This is a genomic window from Micromonospora krabiensis, assembly GCF_900091425.1.
GTDB classification, from domain to species: domain Bacteria; phylum Actinomycetota; class Actinomycetes; order Mycobacteriales; family Micromonosporaceae; genus Micromonospora; species Micromonospora krabiensis.
Genome location: NZ_LT598496.1, coordinates 2,041,137 through 2,063,439, shown reverse-complemented (window position 1 = coordinate 2,063,439; position 22,303 = coordinate 2,041,137). Strand labels below are relative to the sequence as shown.

Genomic DNA, 22,303 nt, shown 5'->3' with positions numbered 1-22,303 from the left:
GCGCCGACGAGACGTACGCCATCGGGGCGGGCGGTCAGAAGAGCGTCAGCGGCGCGACCGGGATCGGCTCGGGCAGGGGGAGCAGACCGGGTACGCGGTCGCGGACGTCGTCGTGGAAGCGGCGGGCGAGCACGGGCGCGTCGGCGTTGTCGGGGGTGTGCACGAAGACGGTCGGCGAGCGGCCCTCCCGCAGCCACCCGGCGACCACGTCGATCCAGTGCCGCCAGCCCTCGACCGTCTCGGCGGTGGCGTCGCGCCCGAGGTAGCGGACGATCGGCCGGTCGGTGAGGGCCCGCGTGCGCAGCGGCATGCGGGGTTTCTTGGTCCAGGCGTCCCGTTCGGCGTCGCTGGTCGGTGGGGTGCGGAAGAACGCGGTCGTGTCGAAGGGGACCCACTCGGCGGCCACGGTCGCCAGAGCCTCTTCGAGCAGCCGTGCCGCGGTGGTGTCGGTGAAGAAGGCGGGATGGCGGACCTCGACGGCGTACCGGTGGGCGGCGGGGAGCCGGCGGAGGAAACCGGTGAGCACGGGCACGTCGGCGGGGGCGAACGAGCCGGGCAGTTGCAGCCAGAGCGCGTGGGCCCGCGGCCCGAGGGGTTCGATCGCGTCGAGGAAGGCGTGCAGGGGTTCGGTGGCGTCGGTGAGCCGGCGCTCGTGGGTGACGGCCTTGGGCAGCTTGAGGACGAACCGGAAGTCCGGGTCGGTCTGCGCGGCCCAGGACGCGACGGTGTCCCGGGACGGGGTCGCGTAGAAGGTGGTGTTCCCCTCGACCGCGGTGCACCAGGCCGCGTAGTGGCGCAGGCGTTCGTGCGCGGGCAGCGGGTGGGCCAGCAGGCGACCCTGCCACGCCCGGTGGGTCCACATCGCGCATCCCACGTGCAGCCGCATCCAACCCCTCCCGTCCGGCGTCGGCGGTCGCCCGGTGGCCCGGGTGGTCGACCGCAGCGGTCACGGTAGCGGGCGTCGACGTCCGTCCGGTGCGCCGGCTGCCTCCGTCCGGTGGGCGGGCGGGTGCTTGACGCGCTGCTGGGAGCGCTCCAAGATCAGGTCGGCGGGCCCGGGTGGGCGGCCGTAGGGGGTGCGGGGGCGACGTGCTGGGCGCGTTCGGGCTGACGAAGCCGCAGGAGAAGGTCTACCTGGAACTGGTGGGCGGCCGGCCGGGCACCGCCGGCGAGCTCGCCGAACGGCTCGCGCTCGGCGCCGCCGAGGTCGAGGACGCATTGGCCGGACTCGCCCGGTTCGGGCTGGTACGCCTGGACGCCGGCCGCGCCGGCGCCGTACCGCCCGACCTCGCCATCGACTCGCTGCTGACCCAGCGCGTACGCGAGCTGGAGGAGGCGCGCACCGGCCTGTGGGAGTGGCTGCGCCGGCAGCGCGCGGCCGACCCGGTGGACCAGGGCGTGCAGATGGTGGTCGGCGTGCCCGCGATCATCCAGACGTTCGACCAGTTCCTGCGCGGCGCCCAGGACGAGGTGCTCGGCTTCGAGTGCCCGCCGTACGCGGCCGACCTGAACGACAACCCGACCGAGCTGGAGCTGCTGGAGCGGGGGGTGGGCTTCCGCGTGGTGTACGACCGGCGCGCGCTGGAGCGGCCGGGCGCGTCCGACCACATCGGCCGGTTCGTGGCGGCCGGCGAGCAGGCGCGCGTCGCGGTGAACGTGCCCGGCAAGCTCGCCGTCGCCGACCGGCGGATCGCCCTGCTCTCGTTCCCCGGCCGCACCGAGAGCACCGAGCCGTGGGCGCTGATGGTGCGCGGCGAGACCTGGGTGGAGGTGCTGGTGGCGCTCTTCACCGAGGTGTGGGACCGGGCCACCCCGCTGCGACTGGCCCCGCCCGGCTCGGTGCTCGACGACGTGGACCGCTGGGCGGTGCCGACGCCGACGGACCGGCGGATTCTGTCCCTGCTGATGACCGGATTGCCGGACAAGGCCGTCGCCTCCCAACTGGGCATCTCCCTGCGTACCGTCCAGCGGCGGCTGCGGCAGCTGATGGACGTGACGGGCAGCGCCACCCGGATGCAGCTGGGCTGGTACGCCGCCCGCAACGACTGGCTCTGAACCCGTGACCGGTGGGCGCCGCCGGCCCGGCGTGGGCCGGCGGCGCCCCCGGTTCACCGGGTGACCGTGACGGCGACGGTGACGGGCGTGGACCCGCCCTTGGCGCCGTTGTTGGTCACCAGCAGCGTCGCCGCGTACCGGCCCGGGGCCAGGCCGGTGGTGTCGACCGTGATGGTCAACTGCTGCTTCGCCCCCGGCTCCACCTGCCCGGACGTGGCGGCGGAGAGCCACGGCACCTCGCTGTACGCCGGCAGCGACCCGTCGACGTGGTAGACCTTCGCGCGGTACGGGCGGCCGGTGGCGCCGGCGAGCACCCACAGGTTGCCCTGCTCGTCGAGGTCCAGGCCGGCCCCGGTGAGCGGGTTGGGGTCCGGGTCGGGCACCGAGGCGAGGTCCTGGCAGGTCTGCGGGTCGAGTGCCCAGATCGACTCCTTGGAGTCCTGGTTGATACCCCACAGCACGTTGTGCTTCTCGTTGAGCGCCAGCCCGGTGATCCACGGGACCGGCGGGGTGCACTCGTCGAGCACCGCCCCCGGCTGCGGGTGGGACAGGCCGGCGAGATGCTGGATCTTCCCGTCACCGGCCAGGTAGAAGGTGTCGTCCGAGGCGCGGTGCGCGAGCCCGTAGTAGAGCTTGCCCGCCCACGGCCCGGTGATGGTCTCCTTCACCTCCAGGGTGTCCGGGTCGAAGCAGACGATCGGCAGGTCCCCGATGAACGACATCTTCGGCGCGCACATCAGGTCCCGGGCCGCCACGTACGCCATGTCCGACGGCCAGCCACCGATGTCCAGCACACCCTTGCCGAGCGACCGACCGTCGGTGGAGAACTTCTGGAGCTGACCGAACAGGTACGAGTTGGAGACGATGAGCTCGCCGTTGCGGTACCCGACCCCGTACGCGTTGTAGAGGTCCGGCGTGGCGAACGAGTCGAGCACCTTGCCGGGCACCCCGGTCGGGGGCGTCGGCGAGTTGATCTCCCGGGCCAGCCAGGTGGCCGGCAGGTCACCCTTGTTGGTCAGGGTCACCGTCGCGGTCTTGGTCGTCCCGGCCCGGGCGCTCACCTCGACCGCGTCCCGGTTGGCCAGCAGCAGCGGCGTACGCAGGGCCAGGTCCTGCTTGTGCGCCTTCGTCTCGGCGATCGTGACGGTGGTGGCCGGCAGCTCGTAGCCGGGCTGCAGGGCGCTCAGCGATGCCGTGCCGGCCGGTGCCTCCAGCTGGTAGAAGCCGTCGGCGTCGGTGACCGCGGTGACGGGCTGGCGGGCGTCCGGCGACTCGACGCGCACGGTGGCGCCGGCCAGCGGCTGGCGGTCGTTGGCGTCGCGGATGGTGCCGCGCAGCAGGCCCCGGCCGGGCACCCGGAAGGTGACGGCGGTGGCGTCGTCGAGCACCGCCTCGTCCCGGGAGTACGTCACCGCGTCCCGGCCGGTGGCGTCCTCGATGCCGACCGTCGCCGACCCGCCGGCCGCCGCCGACCCGTCGCCGAGCTTGCGGTACTGGATGCCCACGGTGCCGTTCTCGCCGAGCCGCACCTGGACGTCGACCCGGGTCTTCGGCGCGCTCTTCAGCGCGGCCCGGGTCCAGCTGACCACGAACTGGCGGTTCATTCCGCTGCCGGTCGTCTTCGTCCGCACCGTCGAGGCGTGGTCGAGGACGAGGTCGTCCCAGAACGCGTAGACGGCCGCGGCCGGTACCGCCGGGGCGGGCAGCGGACCGTTGCCGCCGACCGAGCCGGCCGAGTCGGCGCCGAAGGTCAGGTAGCCGTCGGTGTGCACGGCGATCCGGTCGTACGTGGTGCCGTAGAACGTCATCGGGAACGGCAACTCGACCGCCCGGTCGGCGGTGTCGCCGGTCAGCGGCAGCACCGCGCCGCCGTCGACCCAGGAGGCGCGGGCGACCCCGGCGGTGTAGCCGTGCCGGTCGGCCTTCGCGGCTAGCGTCACGTCCACCGTCTCCGGCCCGTCCACCGTCACCGCGACGGTCTTCGGGGCCAGCCAGCGGCCGTACTCGACGCGCAGGTCGTAGTCGGCCTCCGGCAGCATGCCGGTGTAGCGGCCGTCCTTGCCGGTCACGAAGCCGGGGAACGTCTCGTCGGCCAGGGTCACGTGGGCCCCGACGACCGGCTTGCCGGCCGGGTCGGTGACCCGACCCGCGACCGGCTGCCAGGGGGCGGACTCGGACAGGTCCAGGGTGAGGTTGACCGTCCCGCTGGTCGACACGCTGATCGTGCGCCGCTGCGTACGCTGCGCGAAGAACGTCGCCGTCAACGTGTAGTCACCGGCGGGGACCCGGCCGAGCTGCACGGTGCCCCGCGCGTCGGTGCGGGCGGTGCGGGTGACCAGGTCGGAGGTGAGGGTGATCCGCGCGCCGGGCAGCGGGTTGCCACCCCGGACGGCGTGCACCACGACGCCGCCGAGCTGCGCCGTCGACGCCTGCGTCACCAGGTCGTATGCGTCCAGGCGACCCTCGCCGTAGACGTTGTTGTCGGCCGCCGTGCCGCCGCACTGCAGGTCGGCGACGTCGTGCGCGGTGCGGTCGAGCAGTTCCCGGGTGCCGACGAGGTCCCGGCGCAGGTTCGGCACGGCCGACCAGGCCAGCGCGATCGCGCCGGTGACGTGCGGGGCGGCCATGGAGCTGCCGTCCATCAGGCCGTACTCGCCGCCGGGCAGGGTGGACAGGATGCGCACGCCCGGCGCGGTGATGTCCGGCCGCACCGCCCCGTCGCGGCCCGGGCCACGGCTGGAGAAGACGCCGATCGTGCCGGCGGAGTCGGTGGCGCCGACCGCGTACGCCAGCGGGTTGCTGCCCGGGTAGCCGGCGGTGCCGCACGGGTCGGGGGCCTCGTCGGCCTCGTTGCCGACCGCGAAGACCGGGAAGATGCCGGCCGCCACCCAGGTGTCGATGATCTGGTCGTAGAAGCTGTTGCCGTCGTCGACGCCGCCCCACGAGTTGTTCACGATGTCCGGCGCCAGCTCCGGGCGGGGGTTGTTGCCGTTGAGGTCGGTCGGCGCGAGCATCCACTGGCCGGCGGCGAGCAGGCTGTCGTTGGTGCAGTAGTTGGCCTCGCAGCCCTTGGCGGCGATCCAGGTGGCGCCCGGCGCCACGCCGGTGACGTGGCCGGCGCCGTCGTCGCCGAGCACCGACCCGGTGGTGTGCGTGCCGTGGCCCTGGTTGTCGCACGGCGTGCCGGGCGGGCAGAAGCCGGTCGGGTCGAACCAGTTGTAGTCGTGGGTGAAGGTGCCGTCGCCGTTGTTGCCACGGTACTGCCGCACGAGCGCGGGGTGGTCGTACTGCACCCCGGAGTCGAGGCTGCCGACGACGACGCCCTCGCCGCGCGCGCCGTACTCGTTCCACACCTTGTCGGCGCCGACGGAGGTGAGGTTCCACGGCAGGCCGGGGTCGGCCGCCGCGCCCGCCGTGCGGACCGGTTCCGTCAGCGTCATCGCGCCGATCGGGGTGATCCGGGTGACCTCGGCGCGGCGGGCCAGTTCGGTCACCAGGTCCAGACCGCCGGTCACCTCGACGACGTTCGCGATCCAGTACGGGGTGAAGTCGGCGTGCCGGTCCCGCAGCAGCGACCGCAGCCCACGCTGGGCCTGCTCGGCCTGCGCCACCTTGGTCTCGTAGACCCGCTTGGTGCGGGCGACCCGACCGGCCCGGCCGGCGGCGGAGCGCTCGACGCGGTCCAGCTCGGCCTGGTCGAGCCGCGCCTCGCCGGCCACCTCCACGAAGAAGCGGGTGCCGGTGCCGGCGCGCGCCGCCGCGAGCACCTGGGGGTCCACCTTGCGCAGCGGGTCCGCCGCGGTGGCGTTCGACGCGGTCGCGGTGGGCGCGGCGACCGCCGCCGGTGTGGGCAGCGCTATCAGGACGGCCAGCGCCGCGGCGACGCCGGCCGTCACACGGGTCGTCCCGTGCCTGGATCTGAACATGACGACGTTTCCTCCTCCGGGCGGTCGCCGAGGAGCCGGCGCCGCCGTCGAGGATTCTCAGCCGCTCCGCGCCCGGTTGGCCGGCTCGGCCGCTGGCGGAGCACGGACATGGCGGATCTCCGCCACCTCCGGTTGGCCGCGTCGACATCCCGACGTCATCGCTGTCACACGGCGGTAATCCGACCGTGATCCGACGACGGGCCGTCCGGGTCGGTGAATCCGGACGGCCCGCCGTGGCAGGGCTCAGGCGCGGACCCGCCGGTGAGTGAGCGGGGCCCGAGGAGGAGTCGGCGTCAGCCGCGCGAGCGCGGCAGGCAGCACTTCTTGTACTTGAGGCCGGAGCCGCACCAGCAGGCGTCGTTGCGCTCCGGCGGCCAGGAGATCTTCGCGTCGGGGCGGGCGGCGAGCTCGCCCGCGTAGTCCGTGCGGATCTTCGGGTCCGTCGGTTCGCCGCCGCGCCGGCCGGCGAGCCCGGTCAGCCCGTCCACCGTCGCGGAGAGCACGCTCAGCCCGGCCCGGCCGGTGTTGGTCAGTCGGACGAGCTCCCGCTCCAGCCGGGCCCGGTGCGCGTCCCAGTCCGGCCCGTACGTGTCGGTCAGGCCGGGCTGCTCGGACAGCAGGCGGTCGAACTCGGCGCGCGGGAAGAACAGCAGGTCGGACTCGCCGCCCTGGTTCTCGGCGGCCCGGCGCAGGAGCTGGTTCTCCAGCCGGTCGGCCAGGTCGTCGTGCCGGTCGTGCGGCAGGTTCAGGTTGCGGCGCACCCGGTGCCGCTGCTGGAGCAGGAAGAACAGGACGCCGGGGGCCTCCGGCGGCCCGACCTCCACGGTCGGCTCGGCGGCGGCCACCGTCTGCCCGGGCTCGGCGGTCGAGGTGGCGCGCTGGCCGAGCAGGGTCTCGGCGGCCTCGCTGAGCCACTCGTCGGCGGTCCTCGACAGGTTCCCGGCGTCCAGGGCGGCACTCACGTACGACGGCGCCTCGGGCTGCTCGGTGAGCAGCGGACGCAGCGCGGTGAGCTCGGCCAGCGCCTCGTCGTCCCGGCCGCCGACCCGGAACAGGATCCGGGCGCGCAGGGCGCGGGCGAAGCCGGCGCTCGGGTCGTCGGTGGTCGGGTAGGCGGCGACGGCCCGGTCGGCGTAGCGCAGGGCGGCGTCGAGCCGGGCCCGGACCTCGGCGATCTCGGCGGCCAGGGTGAGTGCGTCGCCGGCATCGCCGGGTTCCGCGAGGCGGCCGGTCTCGACCGCGTCGGCGAGGTCGGCGGCGACGCCGAGCGGGTTGGCCGTCCCGAGCGCCGTGCGGCGCAGGTCGGCGATGTCGGCGCTGGTGATCACGTTCTTCGTCGGCACGGTCTCACGGTACGTCGGCGCCGGCCCGTGGCACCGGCTGATCACCTGTTACGCCGATCTCAACGGGCTCGCGCGACGGGTGTCGGCGTGGCGTGCCGGTCGGGTGACGGCGGCGTGGGGCGTCAGCGGACGTGCCGCAGCAGCGCGGCGACCGCCGGCGGTGGCTCACCGGCCGGGCGGACCACCCGGACGGTCCAGGACGGTGCGTGCTCGGCGAACCGCCGCGTCGTGAGGTCGGGGAAGCGGGCGGCGATCGACTCCGGCATGACGCACACGCCCAGGTCGCGGCGGACGAGGTCGGCCGCGGCGAGCAGGTCGTTCACCTCGAAGGTGGTGCTCCGGTCGACCCCGGCGGCGCGGAAGGCCCGATCGACGGCGCTGCGGATCGCCCAGCCGGCCGTGAAGTCCACGAGGGGCAGCCGGGCCACCTCGGGGAGGGTCACCGGGCGGTCGTCCGGCAGGGCGCAGGACGCCGCCGTGACCAGCACCATCTCCTCCTCGAACAGCAGGCGGGTGGTCAGGCCGCGCGGCTGCGGCTGGTCCAGCGCGATGATCGCCAGGTCGAGCGTGCCGTCGCGCAGCGACTGCCCGATCGTGTCGGCGGGCGCCTGCCGGAGGCGGATCAGCACGCCCGGGTGCTGCTCGTGGAAGGTGGCCAGCGCCTCGTCCAGGCCGGTGAACACGCCCTGCATGACGCCGACGCGAAGCTCGCCGCCCAGTTCGCCCCTGGTGAGGTCGACGGCGACGCGGACCTGCCGGGCGGCGTGCAGGGCGGTCCGGGCCGCCGCCACGAACGCGTGGCCGGCCGGGGTCAGCGACACCCGGTGGGTGGTCCGGTGGAACAGTTGGGCGCCCAACTCGCGCTCCACCGCCCGGACCGTTCCGGAGACGGCGGACTGCACCACGTGCAGCCGCCGGGCGGCGGCGCTGAACCCGCCCTCCTCGGCGACCGTGACGACGTACTCCATCTGCCGGAGGTCCATGCCACCTTCCCTCGGTCATCTCCGAAGGAGATTACCGTCATCTCAAGTCATCTCCTGGCTCTGGGAAGCAGCTCCGGAATCCGGCTGTTGCAGGAACACATGACGACCGACGTCCACCCAATGCCGGATCGCACCGGCGAAAGCGCCCCGACCGGGGCGGCCCCACGGCCCCGCCGGGTTCACCACGGCCGGGGCTTCTGGCTGCTGGCGTACGGCTTCGCCGTGATGATGGCGTTCTCCGCCGCGCCGACCCCCCTCTACGTGCTCTACCAGCAGCGCGACGGGTTCGGGCCGTTCACGGTGACGCTGGTCTTCGCCGCGTACGCCGTCGGTGTGGTGGTCAGCCTCTTCACCGTCGGCCACCTCTCCGACCAGCTCGGGCGGCGACGCCTGCTGCTGCCGGCCCTGGCCCTGAACATGCTGGCCGGCGTGGTGTTCCTGCTCCCCGGCATCCCGGTGGTGCCGGAGCTGCTGGTGGCACGGTTCATCTCCGGGATCAGCATCGGCGTGCTGACCGCGACCGCCACCGCGTACCTCACCGAACTGCACGCCGCCGCGCGGCCCGGCGCCTCCCGGCGGCGGGCCGACTTGGTCGGCGCGGCCGCCAACATCGGCGGCATCGGGTTGGGGCCGCTGGTGGCCGGCCTCCTCGCCGAGTACGCCCCACACCCGCTGGCCACGCCGTTCGTGGTGTTCGAGGTGCTGCTGACTCTCGGGCTCGTCGGTGCGGCGCTGCTGCCGGAGACGGTGTCCCGCGTGCCGCTGCGCTACCGGCCGCAGCGCGTCGCGGTGCCCGCGGCGTCGCGCCGGACGTACCTCGCCGCGTGTGCCACCGGGTTCGTCTCCTTCGCCGTCTTCGGCCTGTTCACCTCGCTGGCCCCCGGGTTCCTCGTCGGCACCCTCCACCAGCGGTCGCACGCGGTGGCCGGGCTGGTCGCCTTCGCGGTGTTCGCCTCCGGCGTCGCCGGCCAGGTCCTCACCCTGCGGTCGGCCCTCGGCCGGCAGCTGCGCGTCGGGCTCGCGCTGCTCGCCGCCGGGCTGGTGGCCCTCGTCGCCGGGGTGTGGCTGCCCAGCCTCGCGCTCTTCGTGGTCGGCGGCGTGCTGAGCGGCGCCGGCGCGGGAGCGGTCTTCAAGGGCTCCGTCGCCACGGTGTTCTCGGTGGCCCCGACGGGCGCGCGTGGCGAGGCGCTCGCCGGGCTGTTCCTCGGCGGCTACGGCGGACTGGCGGTGCCGGTGCTCGGCCTCGGCCTGGCCACCCAGCACCTGTCGCCGCGCAGCGCGCTGATCGGCTTCGCCGCCGTCCTGCTGGCCCTGCTCGTCGTGGCCGTGCGACCGCTGCTCGCGAAACCCCGTACGGATCAGTGAGGTGCGCGAACGGCGGTCAGCCGTCGATGCGGGTGATGTTGCGGATCTTGTTGGAGGCGTCCAGGGCGGCCACCTTGTACGCCTCCGCGAGCGTCGGATAGTTGAACACGGTGTCGACGAGGTAGTCGACCGTGCCGCCGCACCCCATCACCGCCTGCCCGATGTGGACGATCTCGGTGGCGCCGGTGCCGAACACGTGCACGCCGAGCAGCCGACCGTCGTCGGGCGAGACGAGCAGCTTCAACATGCCGTACGAGTCGCCCACGATCTGCCCACGGGCCAGCTCCCGGTAGCGGGCGATGCCCACCTCGAACGGGGTGGAGCTCTCCGTCAGCTGCTCCTCGGTCTTCCCGACGAAGCTGATCTCCGGGATGGTGTAGATGCCGATCGGCTGCAACCCGTGCATCTCGCGCACCGGCTCGCCGCAGGCGTGCTGCGCCGCCAGCCGGCCCTGCTCCATCGACGTGGACGCCAGCGCCGGGAAGCCGATCACATCGCCGACCGCGTAGATGTTGTCGACGGCCGTGCGGTAGTGGGCGTCTACCGGGATCCGGCCGCGCCGGTCGGCCTCCAGCCCGGCCGCGGGCAGCGCCAGGTCGTCGGTCTGTCCCTGCCGTCCGGCCGAGTACATGACGGTGTCCGCGGCGATCTTCTTGCCGCTCTTGAGCAGGCACAGGGCGGCGGTCTGGTGCTTCTCCACCGCCGCCACCTCCTCGCCGAAGCGGAACGTCACGGACAGGTCGCGCAGGTGGTATTTCAGCGACTCGACCACCTCCTCGTCGCAGAAGTCGAGCATCCGGTCGCGGCGCTCCACCACGGTCACCTTGGTGCCGAGGGCGGCGAACATCGACGCGTACTCCATGCCGATCACGCCCGCGCCGACCACCACCATGCTGCGCGGCACGGCCTGCAGGTTGATGACCCCGTCGGAGTCCACGATGGTCCGGTCGTCGAAGTCGACGCTGTCGGGCCGCGCCGGGCGGGTGCCGGCCGCGATGATCGCCTTGTCGAACGTCACCTTCGACTCGCGGCCCGAGCCGCCGTCGACCCAGACGGTGTGCGCGTCGGCGAACCGCCCGGTGCCCGTGATCATCGCGACCCGGTTGCGGGCCAGCTGGTTACGGATGACGTCGGTCTGCCGGGTGATGACGTGCTGCGTCCGGGCGGCCAGGTCGCTGACCGTGATCTCCTCCTTGACCCGGTAGCTGCTGCCGTAGAGGTCGCGCTGGCTCAGCCCGGTCAGGTAGAGCACCGCCTCGCGCAGGGTCTTGGACGGGACCGTGCCGGTGTTGATGCACACCCCGCCGATCATGTCGCGCCGGTCCACGATGCCGACCCGCCGGCCCAGCTTCGCGGCGGCGATCGCGGCCTTCTGCCCACTGGGCCCCGAGCCCAGCACCAACAGGTCGTAGTCATACACGTGGATCAGCGTCGCAAGATGTGGCGGCCGGCGCCAGTGCCCGTCCGGGCAGGCGGTGAAATGCCGATGTCGCCGCCCCGGGCCGGTGGGCTCGGGGCGGCGACCGGTGCCGGCCCGTCCGCAGACGGGCCGGCGACGGTGCTCAGGCGACCTTCGCCGCCCAGGCCGCGATGGCCGCGGTCGGGTCGGAGCCGGCCGCCGGGTAGTCGGTGATGTGGTACCAGCGGATGGTGCGGGTGCCGCCGGCCTGCACCGACGCGTCGAACCAGAGGCCGGCGACGTACCCCTGGGCGGAGAGCGTCACCGGCGGCTGGGCCGCCGGCCAGGCGAGCCCCTGCGCGGGGCCGCCGGACGTGGTGGTCGTCGGCCCGTCGTACAGGTAGTTCGCCGTCCAGCCGGACGCGACGTAGCCCGGATTGTTGTTCGACAGGCCGGGCACGCGGGCGACGTCGTTGCTGCTCACCGGCGAGTCCGGGTCGATGGCGTACTGGTAGTAGCCGGTGAAGTCGGTGGTGCCGGAGTTCGTCAGCTCCAACGTCATCTCCACCACCGGCGCGTCGGGCAGGGCCCGGTACGCCAGCTTCGCCTTCAGGTTCGGGTCGATCTGCGCGCTGCCGGCCGCGGTGACGGTGTCGCCGGAGGCGGTGATCTGCGGCAGGCTGAGCCACTCACCGGGACGGTTCCAGTCCGGTGCGCCGGGCTTGGCCGTGGTGAGCGTGTGCTCGCTCCAGTCGATGAACTCGCTGCCGTTCTCGTCGGCGAGCGTCAGGTCGGCGAGCCACCCCGGCTGGGCGGTGCCGGCCGCGTTGTTGCCCGCCACCGTGGGGACGATCGACGCGCTGATCTTCCCGTTGGCGACGTAGCCGTACGTGGTGCCGAGCATCGTGTCGGTGCGGGTGCTCGCCGTCCCGTAGTCGGCCGGCAGGTCCGTCAGCCCGGCGACCGGCTCGGTGAGCCGGCTCAGGGTGAGCGAACCGTCGGCGCGCGCGCCGTTCGCCGCCAGGGTGACCGTTCGGCTGGCCGGGGCGTGCCCGCGGATCAGCGTCTGCACGTCGTACGTGCCGCCCGGCAGCGCCGTGGAGAAGCGGCCGTCGGCGCCGGTGGTGGTCTGCGCGAGCACCTTGTGGTCGGCGGTCGACCGGACCAGCACCTGCGCACCCGCGGCGGCTTCGCCGTCCGAGGTCACCGCGCCCTCGATGACCGACCACCGGGGCACCGCCGGCCCGGAGGCCGGCGTGAAGGCGTAGACGCCGCCGTCCCAGGCGCCGACGACGAGGGCGTTGCCGGAGACCGCCGGTGACGACGCCACCCAGGCCCCGAGGTCGTACGACCACAGCGGCTGGCCGGTGTTGCGGTCGAACCCGCGGACCCGCCCGTCGTTGGAGCCGACGTAGACGGTGTCGCCGCTGACCGCGGGGGAGGAGAGCACGGCGTGTCCGGTGCGCTGGGTCCACTTGGCGGTGCCGGTGGCCAGGTCGATGGCGGTGACGCTGCCGTCGGTGAAGCCCTGGTAGGCCAGCCCGCCGGCCACGGCCGGGGTCGAGGCGGTGGAGGTGCCGTAGATGTACGACGCGCCCGGGCTGCGGTAGCGCCACTTCTCGGTGCCGGTGGCGGCGTCCATGGCGACCAGGTAGTCACCGGAGAACGGGCGCAGGAGCAGTCCGTTGGTGACGGTGGCGGAGGCGTACGTCCAGCTGCCGCCCGGGTTCTTCTGCCACTGGACGGCGCCGGTCGCCGCGTCGAGCGCGGTCACCTGCCCGCCCTGCGCCAGCGCGAAGACCCGGCCCTCGCCGGCCACCACGGTGCCCTTGGAGATCCAGGTGCTGCCGACCACGCCGCTGACCCAGCGCTGCGCGCCGGTGCGGACGTCCAGCGCGGCGACGTGCATGCCGTCGGCGATCGAGTACGCCTGGTAGACGGTGTCGCCGGAGACGGTCGGCGCGGAGTACATCCAGGCCCGGCGTGGCTCGTTCAGCCCCGCCGACTCGCCGACCTTGAACGTCCAGCGCACCCCGCCGGACGCGGCGTCGAGCCCGTAGAGCGTGCCGCGGATCGAGCTGGCCAGCACGGTGTCGCCGGACACCGCGACCGAGCCGTCGACCTGCGCGTCGGTGGCCGCCCACCAGCGTTGCTGGCCGGTCTTGACGTCGAGTGCGGCCACACCGTTGTGGGCGGTGCCGTTCTCGTCCCGCACGCCCACGTACGCCAGAGCGCCGGCGATCGCCGGCGAGGAGGTGAGGATGCTGCCGCCGGTGTGGTGCGCCCAGGCGAGACCGAGTGGGGGCGCCAGCACGTCCGGCGTGGTGCCGCTGTGGCCGGCGTCGGAGTGGAACTGGCTCCAGGCCGTCCCGGTGACCGGGGCGGTCACGGTGGCGACCACCTCGAAGGTGGCGTCGGCGGTCTGCTCCGTGCCGTCGGTCTGGGTGACCCGCGCCTGCATCCGGTGCTTGCCCAGCGCCAGCTTGCTGGCGTCGAACGCCGCGGTCCAGGTGCGGTCGCCGGCCGCCGTCAGCTTGCGCCACTTCGTCTCGTTGTTGAGCCGGACGGCCACCTCCTTCACGTCGCTGCTCGTGTGGAAGGTGTTCACCTGCACGGTGGTCTTCGCGCGGGGCAGCTGGCCGCCGTCGGCGGGCTGCACCAGCGTCACCGACCGCTGCTTGACGTCGAACTCCCGGAAGGGGATCGACACCTTGTCGGCGGCGAACTGCACGACCCGGAAGCCGTTCGGCGTGCCGTCGATGGTGTACGACGCGGAGTTGGTGACGGCGTGCAGCGCCCCGTCGATGACGGCGTCGTCGACGTCGTTGGTGTGCGTGTGGCCGGCCAGCAGGAGTGCGGTGTCGTACTGCTCGAACAGTCCGATGTAGCGGGCGCTCACCGCCGGGTTGGCCGACAGCGCGGTGTTCAGCGGGACGTGGGTGATCACCACGACGTGCCGGCCGCGCGCCAGCCGCAGGTCCTCGGCGAGCCAGGTCAGCTGGTCGGCCTCGCCGAGGCCGTTGACGCCGTCGAGCACGACGTAGTGCTTGTCGCCGTAGTTGAACGAGTACCACTCCGGGCCGATGTAGGTCCGGTAGTTCTCGATGATGTCGGCGTAGGTGTTGCCGAGTTGGACGTTGTACTCGTGGTTGCCGAGGGCGGGCCAGACCGGCAGCGTCGAGGTGCGGACCGAGGCCCGGTAGTCCCCGAACTCCGCCGCCGTGCCGTTGTTGGTCAGGTCGCCGGAGACCACCGCGAAGCGGGGGGTCACCTTGCGGGCCTGCGGGCTGGCCCCGGCGCTGGCCACGAGGCCGTTGATCTGGCTGATCTGGTCGGAGAAGCGCTGCCGGTTGTTGGTCGTACCGGCCTGCACGTGCACGTCGGCCATCCCGACGAACTTGTAGTCGGTGTCGTTGGCGCGGGCGTCCTTCAGCAGCGCGAAGTCGGCCACGGCGTTGCCGGCCGCGTCCGGCGCCACCGTGGCGAAGAAGCGCGGCTGCGAGTCGGCGTCGGTGGGCAGCACGTACCCGGCGGGCTGGCTCACCCAGACCAGGTCGGTGCGCCGCCGGTCCGGGTCGACGTTGATCTGGTAATGGCCCTTGCGGTCGGTGCTGACCAGCGTGCGGCCGTCGGAGACGACGACGTTCTCCACGCCGCGCTCCAACGGGTCGCGGTGGCCGTCACCGTCGGTGTCGTCGTAGACGTAGCCGCTGACGGTCACGCCGGTCCCCGCGGCCGCCGCGGGTGGCGCCGCCGCGAGGACGGGAGCGGCCAGCGCCACCACCGCCGCGAGGTAGGTGCCTGGACTTCGAAGCCTTCCGGCCACGATGCCTCCTTCTCAGCTCACGTTGAGTTGATCTTCAGTAGCCTCCCGGCTCGATGTGAACGTGGCGGGACGGTGGAGGAATCCGCCGGGATCGTCGGGACGGCGGTTGGATCTCTTCCATGTGAACGGCCACGATGGACGGCGCGCGAGCGGCGCTCGTCGGGCCTCAGCGGCGCGACGCGGTGGGAACGCGGCCGGTCCGGCGGGCCGCCGGCCCTCGGTCGCCGCCACGGCGGGCACGGCGCAGGAGGACCGCCGCGCCGCCCGCGACGGCAACGGCGGCACCGGTCGCGACGACCAGGGCGACCGGAGACCCCGACCCGTTGTCCCCCTTCGCGGTGGTGGCGACGACCTCGCCGACGCCGGGCGTGAGGACGGCGGCGTCGGGGGAGAGGATGAACGTGCGGGTCTGTCCACCCTGGTGGATCCAGGCCAGGTTGCTGTGCGGCTGCTGACCCTTGTCCGGCAGGAAGAGGCGGTACTCCATCCGGTAGTCGGTGGCCGGGCCGCCGAGGTCGTAGCGGGCGTGGATGTGGACCAGCGGCGTCTCGGTGAGCAGCGCGACGCCGCCCAGGTGGGAGAGCTGCTTGGTGGACGTCTTCCCGGTCCGGATGCCGCTGGCCGTCACCGGCCGGCCGCCGGTGCTCACCGCGACGCCCTCGGCCAGCAACCGGTCCGCCTGCGGGACGTCAAGGGTGGCGTCAGCGAGGCGTAGGTCGGGCAGGGCCGTGGCGAGGAACCGGGGATCCAGGTAGAGGTCGTAGTCGAGGCCGGACTCGCCGACGGTCACCTCGGTGATTCCCACGTTGCCGTCGTGTGCCGCCGCCGGCGTCGCGGCGAGACCGATGAGACCGGCGGCGAGCAGCGTCGTCGCGGCCAGGCGATGCGTCCAACTCATGCCGGCCGACGCTAGGCACGCGCCGTGAACGCCTCCTGAACGTGTCGAGCAAGATCAGCCAACGGCGCCGCAACCCTCCTCCCGGTCGCACGGGCCGGCGCGCGGTTCCCGGCGCTGCGGGCGCGCACCGGCCGGGCCGACTGTCAGGGGGTCGGCGGGGTCACCGCGATGATCAGGTGGGCGGGCTGGTCGGTGGCGTTGCGGTAGAGGTGGGCCAGGCGCGAGTCGAAGGTGACGGCCTCGCCGGCGGCGATCGGGTACGACTCGCCGCCGATCTCGGCGACGACCTCGCCGCTGACGACGATGGCGCACTCGGTCGACGGGTGGGCCCACGGCTCGGCGGAGCTGGCGTCGCCGGGGGCGAGGTGGGCCTGGAGGACCTCCAGGTCGCCCCGGCCGGGGGTGAGCCGCTCGTAGGTGATCTGGCCCGGGGGAGCGGCCAGCCGGCTGCGCGCACCGGCCCGGCTGATGTGCACCGGGGGCGCCTCGGGTTCGGAGAACAGCGCCGCGATGGAGGTGTCGAAGACCTGGGCGAGTTTCCGCAGGGTGGCCAGGCTGGGGTCGGTCGCGCCGTTCTCGATCTGGCTGAGCAGCGCGGGTGACACGTCGGCGGCTGTGGCGAGCTGGCGCAGCGTGAGCGAGTGCTGCTGGCGCAGGTCGCGGAGCCGGTCACCGAGCATGTGGTCCTCGTTCCAGAACAGTGAGGGTGAAAATGTTTGACCAAACTATACGGGCGTGTTTAGCATCGCTGAACGCCAGACCCGCTCTGTTTGGCAGGACTGGACAGGGCGTGCTCCTCCCCATCCAACCCTCAGACGCCGCCACCGAAAACCCGATACGCCGCCACCGCACGCCGCCCCGGCTCCCCGGTGGAGGCGTCCGCCCCGGCCGTCGACGCGGGTCCCGCGCCACGTGCCGCGCCATACGAAGGTAGGAACAGCATGTCGGTGTCCCCCCGCCGGCTCCGCGCCGGAGCGCTCGCTCTGGCGACGCTGGCCATCATCTCCACCGGCGCGTGCAGCGCCGGCGGCAGCGGCGGAAACGCGAACGGTGGCGCGGCGAAGACCCTCACCGTGAACACCTCGTTCGTGCTCAAGACCCTCGACCCCGGTCGGGTCTACGAAGCGACCGGCCTGACCGCCGTGCATGCCCTCTACGACACGCTGCTCACGTTGAAGGGCTCGGACGTGAGCAAGCCCGTGCCCGCGCTCGCCGAGTCGTACGAGGCGTCGCCGGACGCGAAGACGTTCACCTTCAAGCTGCGGTCGGGGGTCACCTTCTCCGACGGCAGCCCGCTCACCGCCGACGACGTCGTCTTCTCGCTCAACCGGCTGAAGAACATCAAGGGCAGCCCCGCCGTCACCGTCAGCGGTCTGACCGTCAGCAAGACCGACGACACCACCGTCGTCGTCACCTCCGACACCGCCAACCCGAACGTTCCGGTGGTGCTCGCGATGCCCTCCACCGGCGTGGTCAACGCCAAGGTCGCGCGCGAACACGGCGCCAAGGACGGCGCCGACGCCGCGCAGGGCGACACCGCGCAGCAGTACCTGGACACCACCTCCATCGGCAGTGGCCCGTACGTGCTGAAGTCGTACGACCCGTCGTCGCAGGTGGTGCTGGAGGCCAACCCGAAGTACTGGGGCACCAAGCCGCAGTTCGGACGGGTGGTGCTGCGCAACATGGACGTGCAGACCCAGAAGCTCACCATGCAGCGCGCCGAGGCCGCCGAGATCTCCCTCGACATCTCCGGCAAGCTCCTCGACGGCCTGCCGGACACGCTGCTGACCTCCGGCGTGCAGGACACCGTCTACTTCCTGTTCCTCAACGCCGACCCGGCCGTCTCGCCGGTCGCCGCGAACCCGACGTTCAACCAGGCCCTGCGGGCCGCCATCGACTACCAGGGCGTCGCCGCCCTCTACGGCAAGGGCGCCGCACCCGGCGCCGGGCTGGTCGCACCCGCCTTCGCCGGCGCGCTGCCCGCCGCCGAGGAGTCCAAGCGGGACGTGGCCCGCGCCAAGGCGCTGCTCGCCGGGGCCGGCCTCGCCAACCCCACGGTGAAGTTCACCTACCCGGCCATCACCTACAAGGGCGTCGACCTCGGCACGGTCGCCACCAAGGTGCAGGGCGACGCCGCCGAGGCCGGTATCAAGCTGGAGCTGAACCCGCAGCCGCTGACGACCTTCCTCGACGAGATGCGCAGCGGGAAATCGGCCCTGGGCTTCACCCCGCAGAGCCTCAACTACCCGGTCGCCGACTCGCTGATCAACAACATGGCGCCGGGCCAGGCCACCGCGCTGCGCTCCGGCTGGACGCTCGACCGGGCCGACCCGGCCGTGGTGGCCGCGGGCAAGAAGGTCACCGAGACCCTCGACCTGGCCGCCCGGGCCGCCGCCATGCAGGAGTGGCAGCGGCTGATGAACGCCTCCTCGCCGTACATCGTCCTGGCCAGCAACTCCTCCATCGTCGTGGCCACCGCCGACCTGACCGGCACCGACTACACCGCCGCCGGCTGGCAGGTCGACCTCGCCGCGGTCGGCCGCAAGTAAGACATGACGACGACAGTGCACACCGACGAGCCGGGCGCGGTCCCCGAGACCGCGTCCCGGCCCGGCCGGCGGCGCGCCCACCCGCTGCTGGCGTTCCTCGCCAAGCGGGTGGCGATCACCGCCGGCCTGCTGCTGGGCGTCACGATGGTGACGTTCGGGCTGGTCAACGTGGTGCCCGGGGACCCGGTCACCGCCAACCTCTCCGACCAGGCGCTCAACGACCCCGCCGCGGTGGCGGCCTTCCGGGAGAAGTGGGGTCTGGACCAGCCACTGTGGGCGCAGTACCTGCACTACCTGGGCAACCTGCTGCACGGCGACCTCGGCACCTCCCAGCAGACCGGCCGCGCCGTGCTCGACGACCTCTTCCAGTACGTCCCCGCGACCCTGGAGCTGGCCATCCCCACCATGGCGCTGGCCCTGCTCATCGGCACCGCGATCGGCATGCTGGCGGCCGTGCGCAACGGCGGGATCGCCGACCAGCTCGTCCGGGTCAGCGCCCTGCTGGGGCTCTCCACCCCGCCGTTCTGGCTGTCCCTCGTCGTGCTCTACGTCTTCTTCTACCAACTGGGCCTCTCGCCCAGCGGCGGCCGCCTCTCCACCGACTTCAGCCCGCCGCCCACGGTCACCGGCATGTACACCGTCGACGCGGCGCTCGCCGGCCAGTGGGACGTAGCCTGGGACGCCGCCCAGCACCTGACCCTGCCGGTGCTCGTGCTGACCTCGCTGACGGTGGCGATGCTGGTCCGGTTCGTCCGCTCGGCCATGCTCGAGGTGCTCCAACAGGACTACATCCGGGCCGCGTACGCCAAGGGCCTGCCGACCCGGGTCGTCCTGCGCCGGCACCTGCTGCGCGCCGGTCTCGTCCCGGTGGTCACCGTGTCCGGCCTGGCCTTCGCCTCGCTGCTGTCCGGCACGGTGCTGGTGGAGAGCATCTTCGGCTGGCCCGGCCTCGGCCAGTACGCCTACCGCAGCGCCACCGCCCTGGACCTGCCCGCGATCCTCGGCGTCAGCCTGTTCGTCGCGCTGGTCTACACGCTGGTCAACCTGACCGTCGACCTGCTGTACGGGCTCATCGACCCGAGGATCCGCCTGTCATGACGACACTCGCACCCGATCCGGTGGCCCCGGACCCGAAGGCGGTGCGCGCGCTGGGCCGGCGACGCTGGCTCGCCCGGCTGCGCGGCGGCCCCACCGCCCGCCCGATCTGGCGACAGCCGATCGCCGTGGCGGCCCTGGTCCTGCTCGGCGGGTGGCTGCTGGTGGCCCTGCTCGCCCCGGTCCTCGCCCCGTACGACCCGCTGCGGCAGAGCCCCGACGCCTACGCGGCGCCGTCGGCGGCGCACTGGTTCGGCACCGACTCGCTCGGCCGGGACGTGTTCAGCCGGGTCCTGTACGGCGCCCGGCTGTCCATCCCGCTCGCGCTGGCCATCGTGTCGCTGGCGCTGCTCGTCGGCGGGCTGCTCGGCCTCGTCGCCGGCTACGTGGGCCGGTTCGTCGACGAGGCGTTGATGCGCCTGACCGACCTGGTGTTCGCGTTCCCGCAGATCATCCTGGCGATGGCGGTGACCGCCGCGTTCGGCCCCAACACCCGCAACGCGGTCCTGGCCCTGGTCATCGTCTCCTGGCCGGTCTACGCCCGGGTCATCCGCGGCGCCGTGCTGAGCATGCGCGGCGACGACTACGTCGACGCCGCCCGGCTGCTCGGCGTCGGACCGGTCCGCGCGCTGCGCCGCGACGTCCTGCCCAACAGCATCGGCCCGGCGATCGTCCTGGCCACCCTGGAACTCGGCAACGCGGTGCTGCTGCTCGCCGCCCTGTCCTTCCTCGGCCTGGGCCCCCGCCCACCCGCCGCCGAGTGGGGCTCCATGGTCGCCCTCGGCGCGCAGGACCTGTCCATGTGGTGGGTCAGCGTCTTCCCCGGCCTGGCCATCCTCACCGTGGTGATGGCCTTCAACGTGCTGGGCGACGCCCTGCGGGACCGGCTCGACCCCCGCTACACGAAGGGACGCTGACATGGCGCCGCTGCTCGACGTCGACTCCCTCGCCGTCACCCTGCCGCACCCGCGCGGGCCGCTGCCGATCCTGCACGACGTGTCGCTGACCGTCGGCGAGGGCGAGCTGGTCGGCATCGCCGGGGAGAGCGGCTGCGGCAAGAGCCTCACCGCGCAAACCCTGCTCGGGCTGCTGCCCGCCGGCGCCACCGTCCGCGGCTCGGCCCGCTTCGCGGGCACCGACCTGCTCGGCCTCGACGCCCGGGGCTGGCAGCGCGTCCGCGGCGCGGGCATCGCCATGGTGTTCCAGGACCCCAGCGCAGCCCTGCACCCGATGCTCACCATCGGCCGGCAACTCACCGAACACATGCGGGTGCACCTGCGGATGGACCGAGGGGCCGCCACCCGCCGGGCGGTGGAACTGCTCGACCAGGTCCGCATCCCCGACCCGGAGCGCGCCCTGCGCGCCTACCCGCACCAGTTCTCCGGCGGCATGCGGCAGCGGGCGGCCATCGCCATCGCCCTGGCCGCCCGGCCCCGGCTGCTGATCGCCGACGAGCCGACGACCGCCCTCGACGTCACCGTACAGGCCGGCATCCTCGCCCTGCTGGACCGGCTGCGCGCCGAGACCGGGCTGGCCGTCGCGTTCATCACCCACGACCTCGGGGTGCTCAGCGCGCTCACCACCCGGGGCTACGTCTTCTACGCCGGGCGGGTCGTGGAGACCGGCCCCACCGGGGCGCTGCTCACCGCGCCCACCCACCCGTACACGGCGGCGCTGCTGGGCGCGCGCCCCCACGGCACCCAGGCCGGCGGGACGCTGCGTCCCATCTCCGGCGGCCCACCCGCCCCCGGCGAGTCGCCGCCCGGCTGCCCGTTCCAACCCCGGTGCGGGTACGCCGAAGCGGCCTGCGGGACCGCGCCGCCGCCGCTCGCCCCCGCCGGGCCGGACCGGTCGGTGGCCTGCGTCGTCCGTCCGAGGCTGGAGGTAGCCGCGTGAGCACCACCGGCGTGCTGCGGATCAGCGACGTGGAGGTCGAGTACCGGTCCCGGGGACGCGGCCGGGTGCGGGCCGTCGCCGGGGTCAGCCTGGACGTGCGGCCCGGCCAGGTCGTCGGCCTCGTCGGCGAGTCCGGCTGCGGCAAGTCCTCCCTGGCCCGGGTCGCGGTCGGGCTGGCCGCGCCGAGCGCCGGGACCGTCACGTTCGACGGGCGACCGGTCACCCCGCTCGGGTGGCGACGCCGCCCCGGCGACCAGGTCGCCCTCCAGATGGTCTTCCAGAACCCGTACGCCTCGCTGAACCCCCGACGGACGATCGGCGCCCAACTGCTCGACGGCGTACCGGCCACCCTCACCGGCGCGGCCCGCCGCGACCGCGTCCACGACCTGCTCGACCGGGTCGGCATGCCCGCCGCCACCGCCGAGCGCTACCCGCACCAGTTCTCCGGCGGCCAGCGGCAACGACTCGCGATCGCCCGGGCCCTCGCCCCACAACCCCGGATGATCATCGCCGACGAGCCGGTCACCGCCCTGGACGCCTCGTCGCAGGCCCAGGTCGTCAACCTCCTCGTCGGGCTGGCCCGCGACCTCGACATGGGCATGCTGTTCATCTCCCACGACCTCGCCCTGGTGCACGAGATCGCCGACGTCACCGCCGTCATGTACCTGGGCCGGATCGTCGAGACCGCGCCCACCCGCGACCTGTGGCGCGCACCCCGGCACCCGTACACGCGGGCGCTGATCGACGCGGTGCCGCAGATCGGCCCGGCGCCCCGCCTGCCCGCGACCCTGGCCGGGGAGGTGCCCGACCCGGCCAACGCCCCGACCGGCTGCCGGTTCCGTCCCCGCTGCCCGCACGCCTTCGACGCCTGCGTCGAGCAGCCACCCACCGTCGAGATGGGCGGCCGCAGCGCCGCCTGCTGGCTCACCGACCCCACGGTGGCACCGACCACCGCCTCCCGCTGAGGA

At 73.4% G+C, this 22,303-nt stretch carries 15 protein-coding genes; 7 read left to right on the top strand and 8 right to left on the bottom strand.

The features are described 5' to 3' along the window. Positions 1-34: 34 nt before the first annotated feature. Complete coding sequence (locus tag GA0070620_RS09160; protein ID WP_197677642.1) at positions 35-862, bottom strand: DUF72 domain-containing protein; 828 nt, start codon at positions 860-862, stop codon at positions 35-37. A gap of 227 nt (positions 863-1,089) precedes the next feature. Here GA0070620_RS09160 and GA0070620_RS09155 point away from each other — a divergent pair, with 227 nt between their 5' ends. Beyond that, positions 1,090-2,055, top strand: a complete 966-nt coding sequence (locus tag GA0070620_RS09155) for a helix-turn-helix transcriptional regulator (protein WP_091589456.1) — start codon at positions 1,090-1,092, stop codon at positions 2,053-2,055. 53 nt (positions 2,056-2,108) lie between these two features. Here GA0070620_RS09155 and GA0070620_RS09150 read toward each other — a convergent pair whose 3' ends face one another. The 3 genes from GA0070620_RS09150 to GA0070620_RS09140 form a co-directional block, all read right to left on the bottom strand. After that, positions 2,109-5,981, bottom strand: a complete 3,873-nt coding sequence (locus tag GA0070620_RS09150) for a S8 family serine peptidase (RefSeq protein WP_091589455.1) — start codon at positions 5,979-5,981, stop codon at positions 2,109-2,111. Between the two features lie 293 nt (positions 5,982-6,274). Next, positions 6,275-7,324 (bottom strand): SEC-C domain-containing protein, encoded by a 1,050-nt coding sequence (locus GA0070620_RS09145; protein WP_091598410.1) that lies wholly within the window; start codon positions 7,322-7,324, stop codon positions 6,275-6,277. A 122-nt stretch (positions 7,325-7,446) separates the two neighbouring features. Then, the gene (locus tag GA0070620_RS09140; RefSeq protein WP_091589454.1) at positions 7,447-8,307 is read right to left on the bottom strand and encodes a LysR family transcriptional regulator; all 861 of its coding nucleotides are present in this window, start codon (positions 8,305-8,307) and stop codon (positions 7,447-7,449) included. A 120-nt stretch (positions 8,308-8,427) separates the two neighbouring features. Here GA0070620_RS09140 and GA0070620_RS09135 point away from each other — a divergent pair, with 120 nt between their 5' ends. Further along, on the top strand, positions 8,428-9,672 hold the full coding sequence (locus GA0070620_RS09135) for an MFS transporter (RefSeq protein ID WP_091589453.1): 1,245 nt from the start codon (positions 8,428-8,430) through the stop codon (positions 9,670-9,672). A 16-nt stretch (positions 9,673-9,688) separates the two neighbouring features. On the opposite strand, the gene sthA is transcribed toward GA0070620_RS09135, so the two are convergent. From sthA to GA0070620_RS09115, 4 genes are all read right to left on the bottom strand, one after another. Then, entirely contained in the window at positions 9,689-11,092 is a 1,404-nt protein-coding gene (gene sthA, locus GA0070620_RS09130) for a Si-specific NAD(P)(+) transhydrogenase (protein WP_091589452.1), read from the bottom strand. 142 nt (positions 11,093-11,234) lie between these two features. Continuing rightward, positions 11,235-14,897 carry an outer membrane protein assembly factor BamB family protein gene (locus GA0070620_RS09125; RefSeq protein WP_091589451.1) on the bottom strand — a complete coding sequence of 1,221 codons (3,663 nt, stop codon included), beginning with the start codon at positions 14,895-14,897 and terminating at the stop codon, positions 11,235-11,237. A gap of 166 nt (positions 14,898-15,063) precedes the next feature. Then, positions 15,064-15,795 carry a hypothetical protein gene (locus GA0070620_RS09120; RefSeq protein ID WP_091589450.1) on the bottom strand — a complete coding sequence of 244 codons (732 nt, stop codon included), beginning with the start codon at positions 15,793-15,795 and terminating at the stop codon, positions 15,064-15,066. A 143-nt stretch (positions 15,796-15,938) separates the two neighbouring features. Continuing rightward, positions 15,939-16,475 (bottom strand): cupin domain-containing protein, encoded by a 537-nt coding sequence (locus GA0070620_RS09115; RefSeq protein ID WP_091589449.1) that lies wholly within the window; start codon positions 16,473-16,475, stop codon positions 15,939-15,941. A 261-nt stretch (positions 16,476-16,736) separates the two neighbouring features. On the opposite strand from GA0070620_RS09115, the gene GA0070620_RS09110 reads away from it, so the two are divergent. The 5 genes from GA0070620_RS09110 to GA0070620_RS09090 are packed head-to-tail and all read left to right on the top strand — an operon-like array spanning position 16,737 to position 22,300. Further along, a complete protein-coding gene (locus GA0070620_RS09110; protein WP_091589448.1) occupies positions 16,737-18,344 on the top strand; it encodes an ABC transporter substrate-binding protein in 1,608 nt (535 codons plus the stop codon). 3 nt (positions 18,345-18,347) lie between these two features. Further along, positions 18,348-19,442, top strand: a complete 1,095-nt coding sequence (locus tag GA0070620_RS09105; protein ID WP_172836403.1) for an ABC transporter permease — start codon at positions 18,348-18,350, stop codon at positions 19,440-19,442. Beyond that, positions 19,439-20,356: an ABC transporter permease gene (locus tag GA0070620_RS09100; RefSeq protein WP_091589447.1), complete on the top strand. Its 918-nt coding sequence runs from the start codon at positions 19,439-19,441 to the stop codon at positions 20,354-20,356. The genes GA0070620_RS09105 and GA0070620_RS09100 overlap by 4 nt, the downstream gene beginning before the upstream one ends. A gap of 1 nt (position 20,357) precedes the next feature. After that, on the top strand, positions 20,358-21,335 hold the full coding sequence (locus GA0070620_RS09095) for an ABC transporter ATP-binding protein (RefSeq protein WP_091589446.1): 978 nt from the start codon (positions 20,358-20,360) through the stop codon (positions 21,333-21,335). Beyond that, the gene (locus tag GA0070620_RS09090) at positions 21,332-22,300 is read left to right on the top strand and encodes an ABC transporter ATP-binding protein (RefSeq protein WP_231922305.1); all 969 of its coding nucleotides are present in this window, start codon (positions 21,332-21,334) and stop codon (positions 22,298-22,300) included. Before GA0070620_RS09095 ends, GA0070620_RS09090 begins: the two co-directional genes overlap by 4 nt. Positions 22,301-22,303: the final 3 nt, after the last annotated feature.